This is a genomic window from Lentibacillus kapialis, assembly GCF_014646635.1.
GTDB lineage: Bacteria > Bacillota > Bacilli > Bacillales > Amphibacillaceae > Lentibacillus > Lentibacillus kapialis.
On record NZ_BMNQ01000059.1, the window covers coordinates 1 to 21,399 of the forward strand.

The 21,399-nt window shown below is 41.4% G+C and carries 27 protein-coding genes; 9 read left to right on the forward strand and 18 right to left on the reverse strand.

From position 1 onward, the window contains the following. Positions 1-217 precede the first annotated feature (217 nt). Complete coding sequence (locus IEW67_RS14865; protein WP_188633875.1) at positions 218-1,387, forward strand: MalY/PatB family protein; 1,170 nt, start codon at positions 218-220, stop codon at positions 1,385-1,387. A gap of 101 nt (positions 1,388-1,488) precedes the next feature. Here IEW67_RS14865 and IEW67_RS14870 read toward each other — a convergent pair whose 3' ends face one another. Then, entirely contained in the window at positions 1,489-2,067 is a 579-nt protein-coding gene (locus IEW67_RS14870) for a superoxide dismutase family protein (RefSeq protein ID WP_188633876.1), read from the reverse strand. Positions 2,068-2,154: 87 nt separating this feature from the next. Beyond that, positions 2,155-2,334 carry a hypothetical protein gene (locus tag IEW67_RS14875; protein ID WP_188633877.1) on the reverse strand — a complete coding sequence of 60 codons (180 nt, stop codon included), beginning with the start codon at positions 2,332-2,334 and terminating at the stop codon, positions 2,155-2,157. 114 nt (positions 2,335-2,448) lie between these two features. Between IEW67_RS14875 and kapB the strand changes: the two genes are divergently transcribed. Further along, a complete protein-coding gene (gene kapB / locus IEW67_RS14880) occupies positions 2,449-2,841 on the forward strand; it encodes a kinase-associated lipoprotein KapB (protein WP_188633878.1) in 393 nt (130 codons plus the stop codon). A gap of 181 nt (positions 2,842-3,022) precedes the next feature. On the opposite strand, the gene IEW67_RS14885 is transcribed toward kapB, so the two are convergent. Continuing rightward, positions 3,023-3,286: a phosphocarrier protein HPr gene (locus IEW67_RS14885; protein WP_188633879.1), complete on the reverse strand. Its 264-nt coding sequence runs from the start codon at positions 3,284-3,286 to the stop codon at positions 3,023-3,025. Between the two features lie 203 nt (positions 3,287-3,489). On the opposite strand from IEW67_RS14885, the gene deoD reads away from it, so the two are divergent. From deoD to IEW67_RS14900, 3 genes are all read left to right on the forward strand, one after another. Continuing rightward, positions 3,490-4,197 carry a purine-nucleoside phosphorylase gene (gene deoD / locus IEW67_RS14890; RefSeq protein WP_188633880.1) on the forward strand — a complete coding sequence of 236 codons (708 nt, stop codon included), beginning with the start codon at positions 3,490-3,492 and terminating at the stop codon, positions 4,195-4,197. A 253-nt stretch (positions 4,198-4,450) separates the two neighbouring features. Further along, complete coding sequence (locus IEW67_RS14895) at positions 4,451-5,047, forward strand: biotin transporter BioY (RefSeq protein ID WP_188633881.1); 597 nt, start codon at positions 4,451-4,453, stop codon at positions 5,045-5,047. 109 nt (positions 5,048-5,156) lie between these two features. After that, a complete protein-coding gene (locus IEW67_RS14900; protein ID WP_188633882.1) occupies positions 5,157-5,627 on the forward strand; it encodes a divergent PAP2 family protein in 471 nt (156 codons plus the stop codon). 107 nt (positions 5,628-5,734) lie between these two features. Here the strand turns inward: IEW67_RS14900 and spsC are convergent, their stop codons facing one another. The 3 genes from spsC to IEW67_RS14915 all read right to left on the reverse strand — a co-directional run bounded on the left by spsC (position 5,735) and on the right by IEW67_RS14915 (position 8,398). Continuing rightward, the gene (gene spsC / locus IEW67_RS14905) at positions 5,735-6,421 is read right to left on the reverse strand and encodes a stationary phase survival protein SpsC (protein WP_188633883.1); all 687 of its coding nucleotides are present in this window, start codon (positions 6,419-6,421) and stop codon (positions 5,735-5,737) included. A 357-nt stretch (positions 6,422-6,778) separates the two neighbouring features. Then, positions 6,779-7,090, reverse strand: coding sequence for a YuiB family protein (locus IEW67_RS14910; protein ID WP_188633884.1), 312 nt, complete (start codon positions 7,088-7,090; stop codon positions 6,779-6,781). A gap of 87 nt (positions 7,091-7,177) precedes the next feature. Then, entirely contained in the window at positions 7,178-8,398 is a 1,221-nt protein-coding gene (locus IEW67_RS14915) for an NAD(P)/FAD-dependent oxidoreductase (RefSeq protein ID WP_188633885.1), read from the reverse strand. 266 nt (positions 8,399-8,664) lie between these two features. On the opposite strand from IEW67_RS14915, the gene IEW67_RS14920 reads away from it, so the two are divergent. After that, a complete protein-coding gene (locus IEW67_RS14920) occupies positions 8,665-9,651 on the forward strand; it encodes an NAD(P)/FAD-dependent oxidoreductase (RefSeq protein WP_188633886.1) in 987 nt (328 codons plus the stop codon). Positions 9,652-9,924: 273 nt separating this feature from the next. Here IEW67_RS14920 and IEW67_RS14925 read toward each other — a convergent pair whose 3' ends face one another. Together IEW67_RS14925 and IEW67_RS14930 are read right to left on the reverse strand one after the other, a co-directional pair. Continuing rightward, positions 9,925-10,281 carry a HesB/IscA family protein gene (locus tag IEW67_RS14925; RefSeq protein ID WP_188633887.1) on the reverse strand — a complete coding sequence of 119 codons (357 nt, stop codon included), beginning with the start codon at positions 10,279-10,281 and terminating at the stop codon, positions 9,925-9,927. 98 nt (positions 10,282-10,379) lie between these two features. Continuing rightward, positions 10,380-10,706 (reverse strand): YuzD family protein, encoded by a 327-nt coding sequence (locus IEW67_RS14930; protein WP_188633888.1) that lies wholly within the window; start codon positions 10,704-10,706, stop codon positions 10,380-10,382. 199 nt (positions 10,707-10,905) lie between these two features. Between IEW67_RS14930 and IEW67_RS14935 the strand changes: the two genes are divergently transcribed. Continuing rightward, complete coding sequence (locus tag IEW67_RS14935) at positions 10,906-11,130, forward strand: NifU family protein (RefSeq protein WP_135110106.1); 225 nt, start codon at positions 10,906-10,908, stop codon at positions 11,128-11,130. 49 nt (positions 11,131-11,179) lie between these two features. Here the strand turns inward: IEW67_RS14935 and IEW67_RS14940 are convergent, their stop codons facing one another. Then, positions 11,180-12,142: a 2-hydroxyacid dehydrogenase gene (locus IEW67_RS14940; protein WP_188633889.1), complete on the reverse strand. Its 963-nt coding sequence runs from the start codon at positions 12,140-12,142 to the stop codon at positions 11,180-11,182. A gap of 81 nt (positions 12,143-12,223) precedes the next feature. Beyond that, entirely contained in the window at positions 12,224-13,204 is a 981-nt protein-coding gene (locus IEW67_RS14945) for a YutH/CotS family kinase-like spore coat protein (protein WP_229671882.1), read from the reverse strand. 77 nt (positions 13,205-13,281) lie between these two features. On the opposite strand from IEW67_RS14945, the gene IEW67_RS14950 reads away from it, so the two are divergent. Then, entirely contained in the window at positions 13,282-13,794 is a 513-nt protein-coding gene (locus IEW67_RS14950; RefSeq protein WP_188633890.1) for a phosphatidylglycerophosphatase A family protein, read from the forward strand. 113 nt (positions 13,795-13,907) lie between these two features. Here the strand turns inward: IEW67_RS14950 and nucF are convergent, their stop codons facing one another. Then, positions 13,908-14,678 carry a 5' nucleotidase NucF gene (gene nucF, locus IEW67_RS14955; protein WP_188633891.1) on the reverse strand — a complete coding sequence of 257 codons (771 nt, stop codon included), beginning with the start codon at positions 14,676-14,678 and terminating at the stop codon, positions 13,908-13,910. A gap of 16 nt (positions 14,679-14,694) precedes the next feature. Next, positions 14,695-15,132 (reverse strand): DUF86 domain-containing protein, encoded by a 438-nt coding sequence (locus IEW67_RS14960; RefSeq protein ID WP_188633892.1) that lies wholly within the window; start codon positions 15,130-15,132, stop codon positions 14,695-14,697. Between the two features lie 126 nt (positions 15,133-15,258). Here IEW67_RS14960 and IEW67_RS14965 point away from each other — a divergent pair, with 126 nt between their 5' ends. Next, positions 15,259-15,528, forward strand: a complete 270-nt coding sequence (locus IEW67_RS14965) for an SAV0927 family protein (RefSeq protein WP_188633900.1) — start codon at positions 15,259-15,261, stop codon at positions 15,526-15,528. A 63-nt stretch (positions 15,529-15,591) separates the two neighbouring features. On the opposite strand, the gene IEW67_RS14970 is transcribed toward IEW67_RS14965, so the two are convergent. The 6 genes from IEW67_RS14970 to IEW67_RS14995 all read right to left on the reverse strand — a co-directional run bounded on the left by IEW67_RS14970 (position 15,592) and on the right by IEW67_RS14995 (position 21,060). Continuing rightward, positions 15,592-16,923: a vWA domain-containing protein gene (locus tag IEW67_RS14970; RefSeq protein WP_188633893.1), complete on the reverse strand. Its 1,332-nt coding sequence runs from the start codon at positions 16,921-16,923 to the stop codon at positions 15,592-15,594. A gap of 248 nt (positions 16,924-17,171) precedes the next feature. Next, positions 17,172-17,600, reverse strand: coding sequence for a hypothetical protein (locus IEW67_RS14975; protein ID WP_188633894.1), 429 nt, complete (start codon positions 17,598-17,600; stop codon positions 17,172-17,174). A gap of 621 nt (positions 17,601-18,221) precedes the next feature. Beyond that, a complete protein-coding gene (locus IEW67_RS14980; RefSeq protein ID WP_188633895.1) occupies positions 18,222-18,860 on the reverse strand; it encodes a DUF443 family protein in 639 nt (212 codons plus the stop codon). A 44-nt stretch (positions 18,861-18,904) separates the two neighbouring features. After that, positions 18,905-19,942, reverse strand: coding sequence for a hypothetical protein (locus IEW67_RS14985; protein WP_188633896.1), 1,038 nt, complete (start codon positions 19,940-19,942; stop codon positions 18,905-18,907). 248 nt (positions 19,943-20,190) lie between these two features. After that, on the reverse strand, positions 20,191-20,661 hold the full coding sequence (locus IEW67_RS14990) for a T7SS effector LXG polymorphic toxin (RefSeq protein ID WP_188633897.1): 471 nt from the start codon (positions 20,659-20,661) through the stop codon (positions 20,191-20,193). A 12-nt stretch (positions 20,662-20,673) separates the two neighbouring features. Then, positions 20,674-21,060: a T7SS effector LXG polymorphic toxin gene (locus tag IEW67_RS14995; protein WP_188633898.1), complete on the reverse strand. Its 387-nt coding sequence runs from the start codon at positions 21,058-21,060 to the stop codon at positions 20,674-20,676. Positions 21,061-21,399 lie beyond the last annotated feature (339 nt).

The following is a 21,399-nucleotide window of genomic DNA, read 5'->3' on the forward strand; positions in this document are numbered from 1 at the left end:
GAGAGATGTATCCGGCATATTATAAAGGCATACATGGACAGGAATACAAAAAATACAAATTATCGGATTTTCTCTAACGAAGATAGAAAAAAGGACTGGGCCGCACTTTGCCCGGTTTTTCTAATCAAAAAAAGCTTAATCCATTAACCTTTTTGAAGTAATGCCTTATAATAGTGGTTGTGCCCTGATGTCATATATAAATTTAGGAGGTTCAACAATGGGAACTTTTAAAAAGGTTAATAACCGTATTAATACCCGATCGGTTAAATGGGATATGCGTCATGCCATGTTTCAATCAGATGATGTTCTGCCAATGTGGGTAGCTGATATGGATTTCAAAGCACCGCAGGCTGTCAATGATGCTTTAATTGAGCGTGCAAAACATGGGATATACGGATACACGATCATTGATGATGATGTCAAAGATCCGATTATCAACTGGGTTGCCAAACGCCATAACTGGAAAATCGACAAGGAATGGCTGTCATTCAGCCCCGGTGTCGTAGCCAGCTTACATATGGCTGTGCAGGCTTTCACTGAACCAGGCGATAATATTCTAGTTCAAACACCCGTCTATACTCCTTTTTACAGTGTGATCGAATCACATGATCGGGAAGTCGTAAAAAACCCACTTAAACAAAACAATAACTATTATTCTATCGACTTTGACGATTTTGAAGAAAAACTGAAGCAAGGGGTATCAGCATTTATTCTGTGCTCACCGCATAACCCAATCGGGAGAGTCTGGAAAAAAGAAGAGCTGCGGAAAATGGCACAGCTTTGCCTGGAATATGATGTGCTGATATTATCTGATGAAATCCATGCCGATCTGGTTTATCCGGGTGAAACGCATATTCCGATCGCTTCTTTATCAGCGGACATCACTGCCAAAACCATTACCTTTATGTCTCCGTCCAAAACATTCAACCTGGCCGGACTGCAGGCATCCTATATCATTACGTCTGATGAAAAGACAAGAGAGACATTGAATGCTCAGCTACTGAAACAAGGTCATAATATGCTGAACACCATGGGCAATACAGCCTTGGAAGCCGCCTATCGATATGGTGAAGAATGGCTTGATGAACTCCGCGAAGTGCTGCAGGAACATAAAGATTATGTCATCCGCATGCTGGAAGAACATACTGATGTATTCTCTGTTACCCGGCCGGAAGGCACTTATCTGCTGTGGATCAACTGCAGCAAGCTCCAGCTTGACAGCAAAGGCTTAAAGACATTTATGAATGAAACAGCTAAAGTCGGTCTTAACGCCGGTATAGATTATGGTGATGAGGGCGAATTGTTTATGCGTATGAACATCGCATGTCCGCGTGAAACGTTGGAAGAAGGCGTCAAGCGGCTTATCGATGCCGCTCACAACAGATAAATCAGGAAAAGAGTGGTTCAACATATGGTCGAACCACTCTTTTTTTTGGATTTCTGCTAATACTCTCCATCGTCTTGATTCCCACCTTTTCAGCCCAGCATCTATTCTTCCTGCTTCTCGTTAAAATCAGTCGGATCAGTCGGGGTTTCTGATGACTGCTTCTCATCCTTGGCGATAAGACCGCATGCTACTCTGGGACCTGATTCGCCTCCAGGCTGACTAACCCCGTCATCTTGTTTATCATGGATAATGAGAGAAGTTCCTTCACCGGCAAGCAGCGATTTTTTTCCTTCCATCAATGTAGCTTCCGGGAGTGTCAACTCAGCGTTCACGAGCCCTCCCGCGTCTGCTTCTATATTTGGCAAATCACCGAGATGGGAGCCTTCCGGGTGCATCAGTCCATGCTCATTGCCATCCGGATTAAAGTGGTTACCTGCTGTGGTAAAATCCGGCTGGTCACATTTCGGATACTCATGAACATGAATTCCGTGATAGCCAGGCTCAAGCCCTTCAAGCTTCACTTTGAAATCGACACCATCATCCCCTTCTGTCAATTTGACGGTTCCGATCATATCACCTGATGAATTATACATATCAACCGTCCGGGATGTTTCATTATTTCCTTGCTGACAGGCTGTCATTAATCCTATCATTAACATAACCCATAGTACCTTCTTCATGAATTCTGCTCCTTTGCAGATGCTTTATTTTCAGTATCTGCAAGTGAATCAAAAAATAAACAGGCTTATAAATAAAATAAACCTGTTTCAATCATGATCCTCATCTAGTTTATCCTGATATTGTTCCTCTACTTTTTTGGCTTCTTTCTTAGAATGCTTAATAAAAAAATACATGGCCAGTACCGCACCGAGCATAAATATAACGAGCACAATGACTGCGGGTATATATTCCGTTTTATCTTCCGGAAAATACAAAAATTCCATCATAGAAACCACTTCCTTTAACGTGATTGCAGCATTCAAGAAAACTCATGTCAATACCTAACGATTGCCGAATCTATACCAAGTTTGGCACAATGGTATAAAAGGAGGTTAGGAAATATGGCCATTTCCATTGGAGATATTGTAGAAGTGAAATATAATTCAGGTAAATACATAGGTGAAGCGCTCGAGGATCGCGGTGAACGCTACTTAGTAAAAGTTCATGCCGTAGTGAAGCACCCGACACAAGGTGACTTGCACAATCCAGGCGAAACAGAAGATGTACTTTTCCAGCAGCGAAAGGCGCTTGCCCACTACGAAAAAATGAATGTAGCCAAATCGGCTGTTAAACGCTATGACGGGAAAGTGCCGGATTATCACACATCACTGCAGGAAGCCCTCGCAGCGATAAAAGCGAATCTTTCACAAAAGGATACAGCGTTTAACAAAGCGTCCCTTAAACAAATAGTAGATCTGGAAGAACACGCCTATACGAAAAGTTATTATAGATAGAGCGAAATGTTTTTCAACGGAGCGATTTACCATTGTTGCACGTCCCCGGGCGGGAGCTAACATTTAAGGGGATAAACAGTCCATGTTTACGGGGTACTCCCCATTGTAAACAGGACAATGAAAACAGAGCTGGTGGATCGCTTTCCCCAGCCCCGTCATTTCATAATCAAGGACAGGATTATTATTCGCCCAAATGTTCGTTTACAACCTCAGTAACACCCTTGATCGCTTCTTCTTCATCCCCGCCGTTTGCAGTAATTTTAACTTCTGCGCCTTTCGGGATTCCCAATGACATGACACCCATAATGGATTTAAGGTTAACATCTTTGTCATTATATGAAATTTCAATTTCTGATTCAAATTGCCCTGCTTTGTTTACAAGTAATGTTGCCGGACGTGCGTGCACCCCGGTATCCGCTGTAATTGTGAACGTTTTTTCCTGCATTGCTTTTCATCCTTCCAAAAATTAATTCCTAACGTATGTATCCCACTGTGTTGAAATACGATACATCAGTATTATTATAAACAATTATGACGTATTTTGAAATAAAAATGCTGAAAATCCTTTGTCATTTTCGTGAAATTTGTCTTTGTACAATCGATATGGTACCGTAACTTTGAATTAATTTGTATTCAGGAGGCGAAAGCATGAGTGTACATATAGAAGCCAACAAAGGGGACATTGCTGATAAAATTTTGCTGCCCGGAGACCCTCTGAGAGCAAAATTCATTGCGGAAACCTTTTTGGAAAACACGACGCAATATAACCAGGTGCGCGGCATGAATGGTTACACCGGCACTTATAAAGGCGAACGAATCTCTGTGCAGGGAACTGGTATGGGCGTACCATCCATTTCAATTTATGCTAATGAATTAATTCAGGAATATGATGTGCAGAAATTGATTCGCGTGGGTACATGTGGTGCTATCCAAAGCGATGTCAACGTCCGTGATGTTATTCTGGCTCAGGGTGCGACAACCGACTCACAGATGAACCGGATGATTTTTAATGGTATTGATTATGCACCCCTGGCCGATTTCGAATTACTGAAAAATGCATATGATACCGGCAAGGAACAGGGGCTGAATTTACGTGTTGGTAACGTGTTCACAAGTGATACGTTCTACCGTGACAATGCTAAAGAAGTGAATGAGCTGCTGGCAGGCTATAATGTACTGGCAGTTGAGATGGAAACAACAGCATTGTATACACTTGCGGCAAAATTCAACCGTCAGGCACTTACCGTCCTGACAGTATCCGACCATATTCTGACCGGTGAAGAAACAACAGCCGAAGAACGCCAAACCACCTTCCATGACATGATGAAAGTAGCCCTTGACACGGCTATCAAGTGAGGAGCAACAAATAAGTTATCTCCCATTGCCACAGGAGCATGCATAAGACAGGCAGCCTTTCGATCACAAAGGCTGCTTTTTTATAACGTCAGAAAGTATAAATGATGGATGACCTTATAAGAAAAGCTTCGGCATTCGCAATAAGACGAGGCAAATGCCGAGTTTTTCTTATAGTTAATGTCAACTGAATTTATAAAGGGTTGACATTAATTGTGACTATATTTATTATCTGTGTATACAAGGAGGGTTAAAATTGAAAAAACTACGCACGATTGATTTAACATTTGGCGCTGTCTTTGTTTGCTTGATGGCCATTGGGGCAAATATCTCAGTTTGGTTTCCGATGCTTGCCCTTCCTATTGGGGGTATGACCGTGCCAATATCGTTGCAGACTTTTTTTGCAACCATTGCCGGCTTGATGCTCGGTAAAAGGCTTGGAGCCATTTCCATCATAACCTATATTTTAGTCGGGGTAGCCGGTATCCCGGTTTTTGCCCAAATGAAAGCAGGTCCCATACAGCTCATCTCCCCGACCGGCGGATTCATTATATCATTTATTTTCGTAGCCTTTTTTACCGGATTGATCGTTGAACGAAGCAACAAATCGTCTATCTTAACGTATGGACTGGCGTCAATTGCCGGTTTGGTGTTCAACTATGGAATCGGGGTATCCTACATGTATATAGCCATGAACACCTGGCTTGGACTACACATTACCTACAGTGCTGCTTGGCTGAGCATGATCCCATTTTTGATAAAGGATGCAGGCCTCACCTTTCTGGCTGCCTTGTTTATGGTTAGTTTGGCAAAGCGCGTCCCCTCCAGATGGCTCCTCGTCCCGAAAGTTTAAAATGATATAAATGCCTTCATCCTTTCTTTATTCAAACAAGCATAGGGTATGCTAAAATATATTCAGCAAAGTGCAAAAGAATAGTTACAGAGAGGATGTTCCCGCATTTATGGATTTTTTTGCAAACTTCCCGTTATGGTCAGCACTATCTGCCATAGTTTTCGCTCAAGTGGTGAAAATTCCGATCCGATTAATTGCGACAAAAGAGTTCAAACCCGGCCTTGCTTTTTCAACAGGCGGCATGCCAAGCAGCCATTCTGCCGCAGTCGCTGCATTGACCACTGGTGTTGGTATTGTAGACGGCGTGGATTCCATCATGTTCGCTGTCTCATCTGTTTTCAGTGTGATCATCATGTTTGATGCTTCCGGTGTTCGAAGACAGGCAGGCGAGCAGGCAATTGTGGTTAACCAATTGGTCGAGGATTTTCAGTATTTTATGGAAGGTGCAAAAGACTGGAATCGGAAGGAATTATATCAAAAACGTAAACAACTAAAGGAATTGCTTGGCCATCAGCCGATTGAAGTATTCTTCGGCGGACTATCCGGTATAGCTATTGCTTTCATTCTTCATCAGTTCTAAAGGACTGCCTTCATTAATAATCCTGTTTCCCAGGGGGTCATATGATTCAGGTCTATTATCTATCAACCCAGAAAACCGCTTTACCTCATTGTAAAGCGGTTTTATACCTATTCGTTAATTTGGTTCCGGAAGACTTGCATCGATTCATTTTCATTCAGGTCATTCAATACTTCTGCAGTCAGCTTTCCGTCACCTTTTTTAATAATATAAACATCAACTTCTTTCTTGCCCCACTCGGAATAAACGTCTTCAACCGTTTCATAATACAAATCGATTTTGTTTCCATTAATGGCGCTACCTTTATCCGCGACAACCCCATAGCCGTAGCCTGGAATATATAAGATTGTCCCAATCGGAAAAACGTCCAAATCCGCTGCAATCGTCGAGTACAAATCACGTTGAACTTGCACGCCTGAATAGGTCACTCCATATTCCGGATGATCAGGCGTTTTGCCGGTCGATTCCACTCCGGCAGTATAGCCAGTTGCCATAACGGTCGCACTCGGATATTGCTCCGTATTTACATACTCTTCCAATGTTTTGGGACCTTCAATATGTTCACTTGAAATATATCTTTCCGGCTTTTCTTCTACATTCAATTCTTTTTCCTTTAGCGTGACATCTTTATGCTTGGCTCGAGCGGATGTCATATCGTCTGAAGTTGTCTTATTTTCAATCACCCAGGCTTTCACATCTTTATTGGAAACATTAGAGATCGAAGAAAATGTTACAAATAATGCTCCCAAACATAAGAGTGGCAAAATCAATCGTCTCAATACAGTAAGTTTATTCAATGATAACACCTTTCCGGCAGTATTGTGATTTTTACTGGTATAACCAGATTATCTGTTCTGGCAGACTATTACCATGAAACAACTGCCTACTTGGACAGTGTTACCAAAAAATAAATTTATATACGATTAAATATAAAAAGTAATCAGAATATTGAACTACCTGCCTGTATTTACCCTGCGCTTTGTTCCAAGCAGGGGGCTTCTCACCTGTTAGAAAAACTCGGCATTCGCCTCGTCTTATAGCGAATGCCGAAGCTTTTCTTATAAGGTCAACCATTTTATACTTTTTGACGTTATAAAAAATAAAAAGGCGCTGGTTCTTATTCTTAAGAACCAACGCTTTTAGCCCTGATAGGATTAAAACATCTGATAGCCGCTCTTTCGCAAAAATTTAATGACAAATCCTGAAACAATCGTTCCGGCAAATCCTGCAGTTAAAATACTAATATCGGCTATGGTTATTTTCATCAATCCGGAAAATGCTGCAATAAACGACTCACCAGGCGCTGTAAAATACGCCATTGTGGATATATTATCAACGATCATCAAAACAATAATCGGATAAATAAAGGCCATAAGCCATGTGCGGCGCAGAAGCATATTTAGTATAAAGGCCAATCCAAAAAAAATGACAAAAAACAATATTATGGAAACAACAAATTGTATCAACGCTGTATCTCCCTTCACCTATGCATACAGCCATCATTTTATAATAAATATAAGAAAAAGCAAAGGCAGTGAACACTTCTTATCGGCTTAGTAAAAAATATTGAATTTTCCTTTTCGCATCAACAGCCCAACCCCACCCAGTTTCAACAGATAACGATTATCGATAATTTTTTTCATAATCACGGCTTTCATTCCAAACATTTTTCGATTATTTAACACGTCGCCAATGGCATCGTTGTTGCCAAGCGAGGTGACGGTTCCAAGCAGATGAGGTTTATATTCATCCAGTTCGCCAGTTTCCTGTACAAGGGACATAATATTATGAGCAACCGTTTCGGATTGCTGGACAGCCATTTGTGCAGTGGACGGATAAGGTGAATCCGTTTTTTCATCGATAATCAAGGCACAATCACCTATCGCAAACACGTCATCATAATCGGGTGCGCGCAAATCATGACGCACTTCAATCTTACCATGATTATGCTCAAATCCAGATTCCTCCACAATGGTGTTAGCACGCACACCTGCAGCCCAGACCGTTGTATAGGTCGGGATTTCCATTTCTCTTCCATCCTTTTCATATATGATACGATCAGGTTTACATTCTTTTAGCACAGCTCCCGTTATGAATTCAACCCCACGTGACTCAAGTGAACTCATCGCATATTCTGTCAGCTGTGGGTCGAATCCCGGTAAAACGGTTGACTCTCCTTCGATGTTGATAATTCGTACAATTGACTTGTTAATATCATATTCTTCACAAAGCGCCGGTATCCGGTTTGCCAATTCACCAAGATATCCCACTCCGGTAAATCCACCGCCGCCGACAACAATATTAAGCCTGCCGTGGTTTTTTTCATCTTCATATTGATACATGGCAAAGTTATATTCCAGGTGGTCTTTGATGAGGCGGGCACTATTGATATTTTCAATCGTGAATGCATTCTCCTTCAGACCTGGTATGCCAAAAGTAGCTGTCTCAAAACCTAAACCAATGACAAGGATATCGTAATATAACTCCCCATTTTCCAGTTTCACTTTCTTTTTTTCAGGTTTTATTGAAACGACAGTGTCCATTACAAAGTGGACTTTATCGGTGTCAACGACATCCTTAATAGGGATTCTTGTTCGATCATGATGCAGTGTGCCAGCTGCATTTTCGTGCAGCCAGGTGGTTTGATAATGATAGTCGTATTTATTAACAAGTGTTATAGTAGCTTCATTCATATTAAGCTTTTTCTGCAGTTTAACTGCAGTCATAATTCCCCCATAGCCGGCGCCTAAAATGACAATGTCCGGTTTCTTCATGATATCATCACTTCCATCTTTACCATTTCTTTTTGTATATTTTTACAGCAAAAATCAAATTAACATGAAAAAGATTTGTTACACAACTGTAAACCAATTAATATACTATTCTTTTTCAGATTATGTTTCAAGATCATTTTTTGATGCTTAGTATATCGATAAGTCACAGGTTTCCAATCAGTCAGTTTAATCAATACACATACGGACCGTGATTGTGGTACGATAGGCATGGTGTATTTTGAAAACAATTCAACGGGGGGACATCCATGTCAGATAAAGTATTCGATATAACCATTATTGGAGCCGGTCCCACAGGCTTATTCACCGCTTTTTATGGCGGAATGCGTCAGGCAAGCGTTAAAATAATGGAAAGCTTACCACATACTGGCGGGCAGCTGACTGCCCTATATCCAGAGAAATATATATATGATGTTGCTGGATTTCCGAAAGTCCGTGCCCAGGATTTAGTGGACAACCTGGAAGAACAGGCGAAAATGTTTGATCCAACAATTGTTCTGGGACAATCAGTTGAAACAGTGGAGCGTCTTGAAGATGATACATTCAAATTAACCTCCAATAACGGTGAGGAACATTATACTAAAACAATGATCATTACAGCGGGCAATGGTGCGTTTCAGCCGCGTCGTTTGAATGTTGATGGCTGTGATCAATATGAAGGCATTAATCTGCATTATCATGTGAAAGATATGAACGCCTATCAGGGGCAACACGTTATGCTCCTGGGCGGTGGCGATTCGGCAGTGGATTGGGCATTAATGCTTGAACCTATTGCCGAAAAAGTAACACTGGTGCATCGTCGGGATAAGTTCAGGGCACATGAACACAGTGTTGAACAACTGTTCAATTCCAATATTGACATCGTAACGCCTTATATACCTGCTGACATCAGCGGTAATGGAAAGATTGAAAATGTTACACTGAATGAGGCTAAGGGTGATTCAACGATAGATGTCAATGTTGACTCAGTGCTTTGCAATTATGGTTTTGTTTCGACGCTTGGTTCAATTAAAGACTGGGGCCTTACTATTGATAAAAACAGTATTGTAGTCAATTCACGAATGGAAACCAATATCCCGGGTATTTATGCAGCGGGTGACATTACGACCTACCCCGGGAAAGTCAATCTGATCGCAACCGGCTTTGGGGAGGGACCGACGGCGATTAACAACGCCAAACAATACATTGATCCAAACGCTCGCATCCAGCCAAGACACTCAACAGCAATGTTTTAAATTGAAAACCTGGGACCAATCCCAAACGACGGATTAACGGGGACGCTACAGAAGTAAATAACGGAAGTGAGGATCCGCCTGAGCCTGGGTTTCACGGACAGAACAGATCCTCGTTGCTAAAAAGTCTTAGAAAAACTCGGCATTCGCCTCGTCTTATAGCGAATGCCGAAGCTTTTCTTATAAGGTCATCCATCATTTATACTTTCTAACGTTAAAAAAACCGCATTTGCATCGGTACAGAGCAAATACGGCAGTGAAACAATAATTAACTGTTTAGCATTTTTCCGGTGCGCCTTGACGACGGTCTGTTCTAAATGACGATCCGCAGCCACATGATACAATGGCATTCGGATTATCGATCGAAAACCCGCCGCCCATCATGTTCTGCTTAAAGTCAATAGTTGTTCCTTCAACGATCGGTACATCCTGCTTGTTCATGACAACCGGTATTCCATTTATGTCTTCAACCATGTCCAGATCCTCATTAACCTCGTGATCAAACCCAAGTGAGTATGACAATCCGCTGCAGCCGCCGCCTTGTATGCCAAAGCGCAGACGAGCACCCGCTTCCTCCTCTTTCATCATTTCTTTAACCTGGTCTGCTGCACCATCTGTAATTGAAATAACCATATATATGTCCTCCTCTTTATAAAGATGAGTCAATTTAATTGTTACTATCAAGTATACAAACTATAAGATGATGAATCAATGCTGACGACCTGAACACACTAAGACTGAACTACCGCACCGTTTTTGTCCAGTTCTCTGTAAATTGATTTTAACCTGGGAATGCCCTCAGCAACGATATTATCATTAATGAGAACAAGCGGATAAAAATATTCATCATCTAAAATCCGCTCCGCCAATTCCCGGTGTTTTCTATTGTTCGGCGGGTTTTCAATGTCAATGTACTCATACGACATGTTGTCATTGATATATTTTCTGCTGATAGCAGCCTGCAGCCATTCATACGTGTCTTTCGAGCCCGGCGCACCAACGCAGCTGGCACAGATTTGTTCAGCCCCGTAAACTGTAATCAAAATATTATTATCCATTTCGATCCCCCTTAAGTTCGAATATCAACTCAGCTAAATTCATTTTACAAAAAGCCCGTTTAAAGATAAAATAAAAGTAATTACGAATTTAAAACTAATGGATAGATTTTTTAAGATATCCATTTTATAATGGTAATAAGAAGAAGCGGGATCAATAGATGAACAATTTTTTCCAATCCCGGAAAGGAGAAGATGGATAATGCAAGAGCAAGTGCAGGAAGTATTGACTAAACTTCGGCCGTTTTTATTGCGTGACGGCGGCGACGTTGAACTGATTGATGTGGATGATGATGGCATTGTACTTATTCGTCTCATGGGTGCTTGCGGCAACTGTCCAAGTTCCACTATCACACTGAAAGCCGGAATCGAACGTGCACTAAGATCCGAAGTGCCCGGCGTGACAGAAATTGAACAAGTATTTTAATAATTTAGCTATATAGGAAAAAAGGCAGACCCAAAATGTCTGCCTTTTTTCATTTGACCGGGGTGATCGCATCATACCCATTAACCACAGCTTTCAGATTATCAAGACAAAGCTCCAGCATTTCTGTTCGGGTCGCTGCACTTGCCGAACCGATATGCGGTAGACAAACAACATTTTCAAGCTCCACAAGCGGATGTTCCGGGGAGATCGGCTCGTTTACAAACACATCAAGACCTGCCGCCCGAATGTCATTATTGGTCAAAGCGTCATACAATGCTTGCTCATCCACCGTCCCGCCGCGGGAGGCATTGACAAATATTGCGGAAGATTTCATCATATTGAAAGCCTCCTGATTAAACATTTTCGAGGTCTGTTTCGTTAATGGCGTTAGTGAAATGATAAAATCTGCCTCTTGCAGCAGTTCCGGAAAATCTCGATAATCAGCTCCCAGCTCCCGTTCCACATTCTCTTTCCTTGAGCGGTTATGATAGAGAATGGACATGCCAAATCCCTTGGCGCGCCTGGCTACCGCTTCACCTATTCTGCCCATTCCCACTATACCGATTGTTTTACCATGAATATCAGACCCCGCCAACAGATAAGGTGTCCAATACTCCCACTTGCCTTCCCGAATATAATCAGCGGCTTCGATCAAACGCCGCGCTGTTGCCATCATTAATGCAAACGTCAAGTCCGCTGTTGTTTCTGTCAAAACATCAGGTGTGTTCGTCACAACAACGCCATGTTCATGGGCAGCTTCCACATCAATGTTGTCATAACCGACCGCCATATTTGCTACAATCTTTAAATTTTTACCGGCGGCAAGGAACTCACGGTCAACCGTTTCTGTCAGCAAACATAACACACCATCCGCTGAAGCAACTTCCCTCAGCAACACATCCCGGGGTACCGGCACATCCTCTTTTTCCCACATACGCCATTCAAACAAATCCTGGTATGGCTGTAGCACCTCATCAGGTACTTTCCTGGTTACGTAAATAACGGGTTTCATTGTATCAACACTCCAGTCCATAAGCTTTATCTATTAAAGTACGTGTTCAAATCCCCCAAACGAGATGTTTTGAACATCCTATTAAAGCCAGTGTAACACAGGAATCTGTAATCTCTCACAATCAATGCCGGCATTTTCAAAAAATAATCCAAGTCTTTTTTCATAAACTGACTGCTGCTTAATAATGTCTGAAAGCTCAGTATGAACAGACCCACGATCATCAACTGAAAAACCGCGTTCAATGACATCAAATACATGGATGGGGTACAGCAAACGGGCATACAACAATCGCCATCCAAGGATTGATAACGGCCGCACGCGCTGGTAATCATCCAAAAAGGAACGGATTTCGGTCATTGGATCATCTTTTTCAATGAGTTTCAAACGGATATACTCCGCAAGATCACGGCTCGGATGGTCAAACGCCAAATCATTCATCCATAGCATACGATGCCTTAGCTGACTCCGATACCGGCTGAATACAATGGTGCTCTGGTCACTCTCATGAAATCGCTGCTCCGTCTCGCTTTCCTGCATATACTGGATGGCATTCTCACTTATGCCTATGATATATGGCAAGAAGTCCATCAGCATTCCGTCATAAGCATCCCAATGATTTTTTGCTTCCAATTCGATAGCTTTTTCAAATGCTTCCATCTTTTCGATCCATAATGTCTTCCATTGACCATAACTTGAAATGGTCTGAGGTTCATATTGATATAATGAACCGGTTATATGGAAAGCGGCCAGCTGCTCACCATGTGTAGCCTGGTTCTCGGTAGAAGTATTATTAACCCGCAATATCATGTAGTATTGACCATTATATTTCGTATACCACTCGCCCTGGCTGTTTGGAATGGGTATGGACATATGAGTGTAATTGTTTTCCATTAAATAGTACGCTAATGCCGCTTGTTCCATATGTATCACTTCCTTCTGCTTGGCAGAAATGGTAAAATAAATATAATTGGCATCTTTAAAACCTTCCCAGCCATCCAAAACTGTCTTTTCGTGCGGATGAATACCATAATTTGCCGCCAGAAAATCCCTCAATATGGTCACTCCTTTCTCTCCTATTACTTTAATATATATGCTTGGAAACTCTTCATTTTAACTAATTAAAAGAAAAGGTGATAATAATGGATAATAATACGACTAGAACCAAATTGGAAATGAAAGCACGAGAATGGCTCTCGGAACGCGGTGTCACCATTGAAAATATAGCCGATCTCGTCTATTATCTGCAGGCCGATTACCATGACAATTTAAGTATGGAAGACTGTCAGTTCAACGTTGAACAAGTGTTGGGAAAACGCGAAGTGCAGAACGCCATACTAACCGGCATTCAGCTGGACAAATTGGCTGAGGAAAAAAAACTTGATACACCTCTTCAGCAAACGATCGAAACCGATGAAAGCTTGTATGGAATCGATGAAATCGTCGCGTTTTCGATTGTCAATGTGTATGGTTCAATCGGATTTACGAATTACGGCTATATCGACAAACAGAAACCGGGTATTTTGAAACATCTAAATGATAAATCGACAGGCGAGTGCCACACATTCCTTGATGATATCGTCGGAGCGATCGCAGCTGCTGCTTCAAGCCGTCTGGCACATGCCTCAGCAGATGATGAACTGCTTGATGACTGATTAAGCTGTAATTCCCGCTGGTTATCCAATTTTGGAATACCTTATAACAAAAACCCGACATTCGCTATTAGGCGACGCGAATGCCGGGTTTTTTTAACTGCTGCATATATTGTTTAAATTAAACCAATCCACTCTTTTAAATTGTGTGCGTGGTAGGTCGGCTTCTTTTCAAAAGCTGATAAGTCATTATACGGCGTGACGCCGGTAAATACCATTAAAGTATCAATATCAGCATTGATCCCAGCCAAAATATCGGTATGATAGTTGTCACCAACCATCAGCGTCTCCTTTTTCGAAGTTCCAATCTGCTCAAGCGCCTGTTCCATAATGATGGATTCAGGTTTCCCGATAAATGTAGGCTGCACACCAGTACTGACTGTTACCACTGATGTCACAGCACCATTACCAGGTTCCAGTCCCCGCCCGGTTGGTAGCGCTGCATCAGCATTAGTCGAAATGAGAGCCGCTCCGTTACGTACTCCCCTGCAAGCTTTGGACAGTTTTTCATAGGTGACTTCCCTGTCGATCCCAATCACGACAACATCACAATTATCCTCGGTAATCGCGTGTCCTTCTTTTATCAGGGCATCATGCAGCCCCTCTTCACCAATAACATAACAGCGTGCACCTTTTTTCATCTGCGAGATATATTTGGCTGTCGCCATGCTCGAGGTGAAAACACGGTCGGGCGTGGAATGAATATTCATTTTCTGTAATTTATCGGAAACCTGTGCTTGAGTTTTGGACGAATTATTCGTTAAAAACAAGTAAGGAATCCTCCGGGAAGCCAACGTATCAACAAATTCCGCAGCAAATTCAATCGGGGAATCCCCCCAATACATTGTTCCATCCAAATCAATCAAATAAGCACTATAACGATCCATATATCTCTATCTCCTACTATTCATTGGTAAAAGCGTTAGCCACGCCGAGTTCATGATCCAAATAATGTCTGATATGTGAGCTAAAGCGTTTCAATGTATCTATATGCTTGCGAAGCGCATCAGCCAACAATTGATGATCAATTTGCAGGTAGTCCTTAACCACCATTTTCCGCAGCTGAATAATCGCCTTGTAAGCCACTTCCTCATGTTCAGGAATGACTTTTTCATCAACTAATATATCAATAATGTCATCAAAACTGCCCGGATCGCGCATAATAAAACCATCAATCATCATGTTGCCGACATCAAGTGTTGATTCAATCACCATATGTACGGTGCGTTCAAGATATAACTTGTCCGCAAACGTATTAAACGAGTGCTTGCCAATTTCCTTCAGCAGTTCATCCATAAATTGCAGTGTCTCTTCAATCCTTTTTCGATCAACAAAATACATCGCTAACCCTCCATCATCTTCTATACTTATCATATCATATTTGCCGATCAGGGAGACATGGTGTCTGACACTTCACCCAGGAACATGATATAGTTAGGAAAATATCTAATGTTTGAGGTGCTGATTATGGAAGAAAAATTTGACTATTTAAAAGATGAAGTTGTAACGAAGGAAATCAGATACATTAGTTTTATGAGTCAGCTGAAACGCTATGACTTTGCTTTTATGAAAAATGAAGAAGATCCGGAGAAATATATCGTTATTCATATGCAGGAAAATCGCTTTGCTTCCCTTAGTAAAGCGGACCTATCAAAGAAGGGCCATATCGAACATGTTTTTCATGAATCACAAATGGAAGCTGATGAAATACGGGAGTTTTTGAGGGAAGTATTGTAGAAATCAAGGAAGATGCCAGATGGCGTCTTCCTTGATAGGTTGGGGATGCCAAATAAGGGCTGTTCACTCACTTGATTTCTCTCTCTTCTCATCTATCATCTCAATCGTTTTCTGTCTTTCATCCTCGACTTTATCCCTTAATTCCTTTCTTTTGCCATCATTAAAATTCAACAGTTTTTCTTCACGCTTCTCAATTCGTTCCCTCAATTTATCAGCTGTTTCTTCACTGATTTTTTCTGATTCTTGAAGCCGTTCAAACCCATCCATATATAAACCATGCTCTTTTGCTATGACATCATCGAATTCGGAAGCAATGGCATCCACATCATCCTTTTTATGGATCGCATCCCATCTTATATCAGTCGATTCCATCGCACTCCACATGTTCATTTCAGCTGTTTGTAATGCTTCACTGATATTATTTTCGGCCGCTTCAAGCATATCTTCGCTCGATTTAACATTAGTAAATTCACCGCCGCCTGCTTCAGCAACCTCTCTAAGTTGCTCCTGTGCTTTATTTCCAACATCAAACCCGATAATATTCACAGCTGCCGCAATCCCGGATTCATGCAGCTGGCTGGCTGCTTTCACCGGATCACCGCCACATGTCTCTTCGCCATCACTGATGATATAGACGATACTCTTAGTATTATCGCCTGATTGTTTTTTCAAGTCTTTTTCAGCTGCCTTGACTGATGCTGCCAATGGCGTCCAGCCAGCCGGTTCAAACTCGGAAAGCGCGCTGTCAAACGATTGCCTATCATATGTATCTAATGGATAAACGACTTCCGAACTATTGCACGACATTTCTTTATCAGCATCGCTTCCAGTACCCTTATGGCCATATACACGAAGCATCACTTGAGCATCTTCCGGCAAATCAGACACAAATTGTTTCAATGCATCTTTGGCTGCCGTCATTTTCACTTCACCATTCACATGCCCGCCCATACTGCCACTCGCATCCATTAACAATGCCACATGCTGCTTCTTTTTCTCCTCTTCCTGCGTTTCATCACTATCTCCATTTGCCGGAGCGTCACCCATTGTAAAAGTCGGATCAAATTCTTCGTACTTTTTGAGAGCAGAATCATAATCCGCCGCCATCAGATAAGTCAGGTAGTTATATGCTTCTTCAGCATTGACATTTTCCGGAAGTGCCTCTAACTCCTGATCCAATTTTTCAGTACCCATCTTACCTGTTGTAAATAACTTACCCGGACCTTCATCAGCCATCTCTTCTGCATTATTAGCAGCTTCAGGTATATTAGGTTCTTCCTTTTCAGCTGATTTTTCTTTCTCCTGTCCATCAGTGGATGCGGCATCATTAGAACAGCCGCTTAGAATAACTGCTATAACAGACATCAAAATAATTATCCACCTAACATGTTTCATGCCGAACCTCCCTTGTGAAACTCTATTTTACTTGTTTTATGTATATCATAGCTGTTTTGAGGTGAATTGTTAGTAAAAATATTGCCTGATCAGAATTGCTCACAACTTCCACATTCTTCAGTAGTCAGCGATGATTATAGCCAACAAAGCCATAGGTAGAACTGGCCCTCCAAATGGATCGTTCTATGTTAGATGTAGGTTCCCCATCACATGGCGTGTCACGTGGCCGCCTCCCTGATGCGGACTTGTCATCTCTTTTTAAAGGACAGAGCATCTGCCCTGGCCTCTCGAGAAGGTTCATCTTGACTTTTATTGAACAGACGATACACCAGCCGACGCAAACTTCCCTTCCCCCATAAATAAAAGAAGTAACTTGGCAGCAAAAACAGTGGAAGCGAAATTAGAAATAAAGCAACGGTTTCGGTATTCTCGTCTTTCACGTTCCATGAGAACACAAAAGATTGAATAAAAAAACAAATGCCGATTCGCCATAAATACGCAACCAGACTTGAAAAGTAACTTCTACTGTCAGGATAAAAAGCGACATAAACAGAAAAAGTCACACCGTATAACATAAGGGCTGCTAATACTAGAAAGTTCTCGATTTCCAGGGCGAGCAGAATAAAGGCAAGCACCTGCATAACGAAAACATTCAGTGGAAAAATGACAAAACGCATAGAAAATGACCTTTTACTTGAGGATTTTGTATCTACTCCACTTCTTCTTTTCATGGCTTGATGACGATGGCTATAAAAATATAATAAAGAATGCCAAATGGCGCAACAACAAGACTGAAAAGGTATAGTAATATGTGAATAAAAAAATGAATCTGTAAAAAAACATGGAAACAGATGACTCGTCTTTGTCCATTTTATACCTTAGTCGAAATCCCAACAGAACATCCCATATGACTTTTGCGAAAGGATACAAGATGAACGAAACGACAAGCATAGGTGTATTTCCATCATCATCTGACCAATAAAACATGAGAAACGCAGCACCCGTCAAAAGCAGACTAATGCCATACTATTGTAACAGATATTTACCGTTCACTTGGCTGCGAACCTTTTGTCTCTTTTTATCGACTTTCATTTGCCAGCGGATTCCATGTTGTCTGTTAAGGATTTGTTCTGCTGTAACAGCTTTATTCACGGAATTATAAAGTTCATGAAAAGGCTCACGGGATTCAAAAGTACGTCTGTCCAAATCACGCGCCAATCTGTTTTCCAATTGGTAACATAGAAATTCTCCTCTGTTTAATATAAAAAACCTTGCATCATATACTTTTTGCTTACTCTCTATCCTTTAAATTTCACAGTAGCAGTTCCTTCCTGAACCGCTTTACGATTAATCATTAAAAATCCTAATAATAATCCCGATGTAATGATTAACCCCATGATATTTCGAGTTTCAACATATCCCAGAAAAAAAAACACACAAATTCCCAAAAGAAATACATAGCTTAGGAATACATTAAAAAACTGCTTGACAGAACCCGGTCGGATCCATAACTTCTTCATTGGAAGTGATTCAAGTTCAATAACATCACCCAATTTCTTTTTACGGTTATGACTAAAAGTAAAATATAATAAGCCAACCAATATTAAAGCAGGAATCAGCAGTGCTATATTAACCAGTGGAGACATGGGGATGTTAAAATAATTCATTAAGGGGGATAAGAACACACCGCCCGCATAGGCGGTTCCTATGATGGAAGCCCTACCAGACACCCCTGTTCTTTCCATCTTTTCGGTCTGCAGCTGTTCCACAAGAGCCTGGTCCTCAACTTTAAACACGTGATTCGGGAACAGCCAAAAGAAAAAAGGAAAAATAATTCTCCAAAAGGATCGTTCTATGTCCATGATGTAAGTTTCCCCATCAATTATTAAAATTCGGTATCGTTCATTGTTCGCTAAATGCTTTACTTCGCCAGTCATGAAAACAATCTCCTATCCTTTCCGGTACCATCCGGTATTATCTATCAATCAAAAGGATTGATAGCTGCAATCACAGGACTTTTGACCGCTTCACCTACTGCATCTGTCAGATTGCTTCCCCACTCACTTAATTTATCGCCTACTCTATCCAAACCATTTTGGAGACCAAGAACATTGTGATCATACAAGAATTCAAAAAACACTGACGCTCCGATGCCAGCTGCCAAGGCCCATCCGGCAGGGGAAATGGCCAATCCAATTCCAACCGCAATTGCGAGTGATGCCCCACCATGAGCAACCGCTTGCCCTACCGTCTTACCGTTATGTTTAACATCATCATACGCACCATAAATGTAGCCTGCACCTCCAAGTACCCAACCGGCTCCTTTTAAGTATTTAGCATATTTGTAAAAGTCATCGGATTTTTTAAGTGTTTTCATTATTTCCTTAGAAAACTTGGGGTCGCTCTTATTTGCCACTTGTTTCGCTATTTCATCGCTTTCCATCAGCTTTTCGGCTAACTTTAGCTGATCATATCCTAATTTTTTAAGGAAAATAGGGACGCTTCCCTTAACATATTGCGTAAGCATTGAAGGCATGCTATCTACAACATATTTCGCAACCGTCTCATGTTCCTCTAAATAATCTTCCAGCATTCCGCGGTCTTCCAAGTATTCTATAAAACTCTCTGTTGTATTCTCTTTTATCTTTTCTTCACTCATATTCCCACTTGTATTTTTAACTGAGTCCAAAATAGCGGTGTACCGATCATACGTTATATCCCCATTTTTAAATTCCTGATAAGCTTTATTCACAACATCTCTTGATGAAGGATTATTTTGATCTTGGAGCACACTATCTCTGACATCCTTAGCCTGTTCCATCTGCTCTTCTTTTTTATCCGCATTATAGTCCTGTAATTTCGCTAGCTCACTACCTTGAGACGCCCCTTCAAAATACGCAAACCGCGCTTTCCCTTCACTCGTTTTGGCATTGCTCATCGCCGTCTCAATCTGAAGCATGATTGCTTTCACATCTGTTTCATCGCCTTCACTATTGAACGAGGATAAATCTTCATCCAATTCTCTTATTTTCTTTAGGGTCAACACCAAAATCTATGGTTGAAATGAATGAGTGAATATAGTAGTGAAACTAGCTAGCGGAGGAAAAACACGGAGACTCCTGTGGGAATGCGCAGTGTGAAGACCCCGCAGAAAAAGCGACCTTCTTTTTCGAGGAGGCTGAGGACAAGCCCACGGAAAGCGTAGTGTTTTTCCGAAGCGACTGCTGACGTCAAAATGACATCTAATTTGTCAACCATAGATTTTGGTCAACAGCCTTTCTTTATCGTCTTTTTTTTCCTCTCGTCAACATCCGAAAAAGATGGGGGCGTAGCGGAGGAAATATCGGACACTTTCGCGATTGTGTCATGGATGATTTCGTCCTGTTTCGTTAAATCCTCAAATACATCATTAATGTCTTCTTTGACATCTTGTAAATAATCGCTCTTAATGATGGCAGAATCACTGCCGTCCACCTTCGATCCGAATGTCTTAATATGCTGCTGCAAATTTTCCTCAAGGTCATCAAACAACCCCTGAAAGGATTCCAATAGCGTTACATGCAGTTCGCCAAAATATTGTTTCGCCTCTTTGGCTGCCTCGCCGGAAAATGAACGCATGCCATTAATCGTTTCGATACTTTTTTTTACTTCGTCTAACTGAGATCGAAAGTCGGCGGAAGCATCTTTCAAGTCATTCGAAAAATCGGCCACCTCAGATATATCCACTTTATTCGGCATTCATTACCCTCCTTAAGCACGCATCACTTGTGGTCCACTTACCTTTGCTAGTTGTTCATCGTTTTCTACCATTTCTTCTCCTACATTATCAGGGTGACTGGCACTGCAAATATCTGACACACTAGCAATAGTTTGCCTGACAGCTTCCTGTTCCTTGCTCAAACGGTCGTAATCATCACTTACATCCTGTTCGATATTCTTTAAATAGTTACTTTCAATAACCGCAGACTCACTGACATCAACTCTTGATTGGAATGTCTGCAGATGTTTCTTCAAATGATCATCAAGATCAGTAAATAACCTGTCAAACGATTCTATAACTGTTTTATGAAGGTCACTAAAATAATGTTTGGCTTCCTTTGCTGTCTTTCCGGAAAAAGTATCCATGGCCGTCATCATATCAATGCTTTCGTCAACAGTGGTCAGGTTTGATTTGATAAAATACCTTTTAACACCGTTTTCAAATCATCCGAGAATTCAATGACCTCGGATATTTCTACTTTATGCCCCAACATCCCCCCCTCCTCAATTAACTTATTGGCTGTGGAATCGAAAAGCCATTTGCGAATAGATATGTATATTTACAGACTAATACCCTCTCATCATCCCCCTCTTAAACGACCACCTGCTAAAGCAGGTGGATTTGGACATGAATGTCAGCGACTAAAGTCGCTCTTCAGGCTGAAGTCCTGCTCAAAGTTGTTAAGCTGAAGCATATTATAAGTGTGACTGAACTCA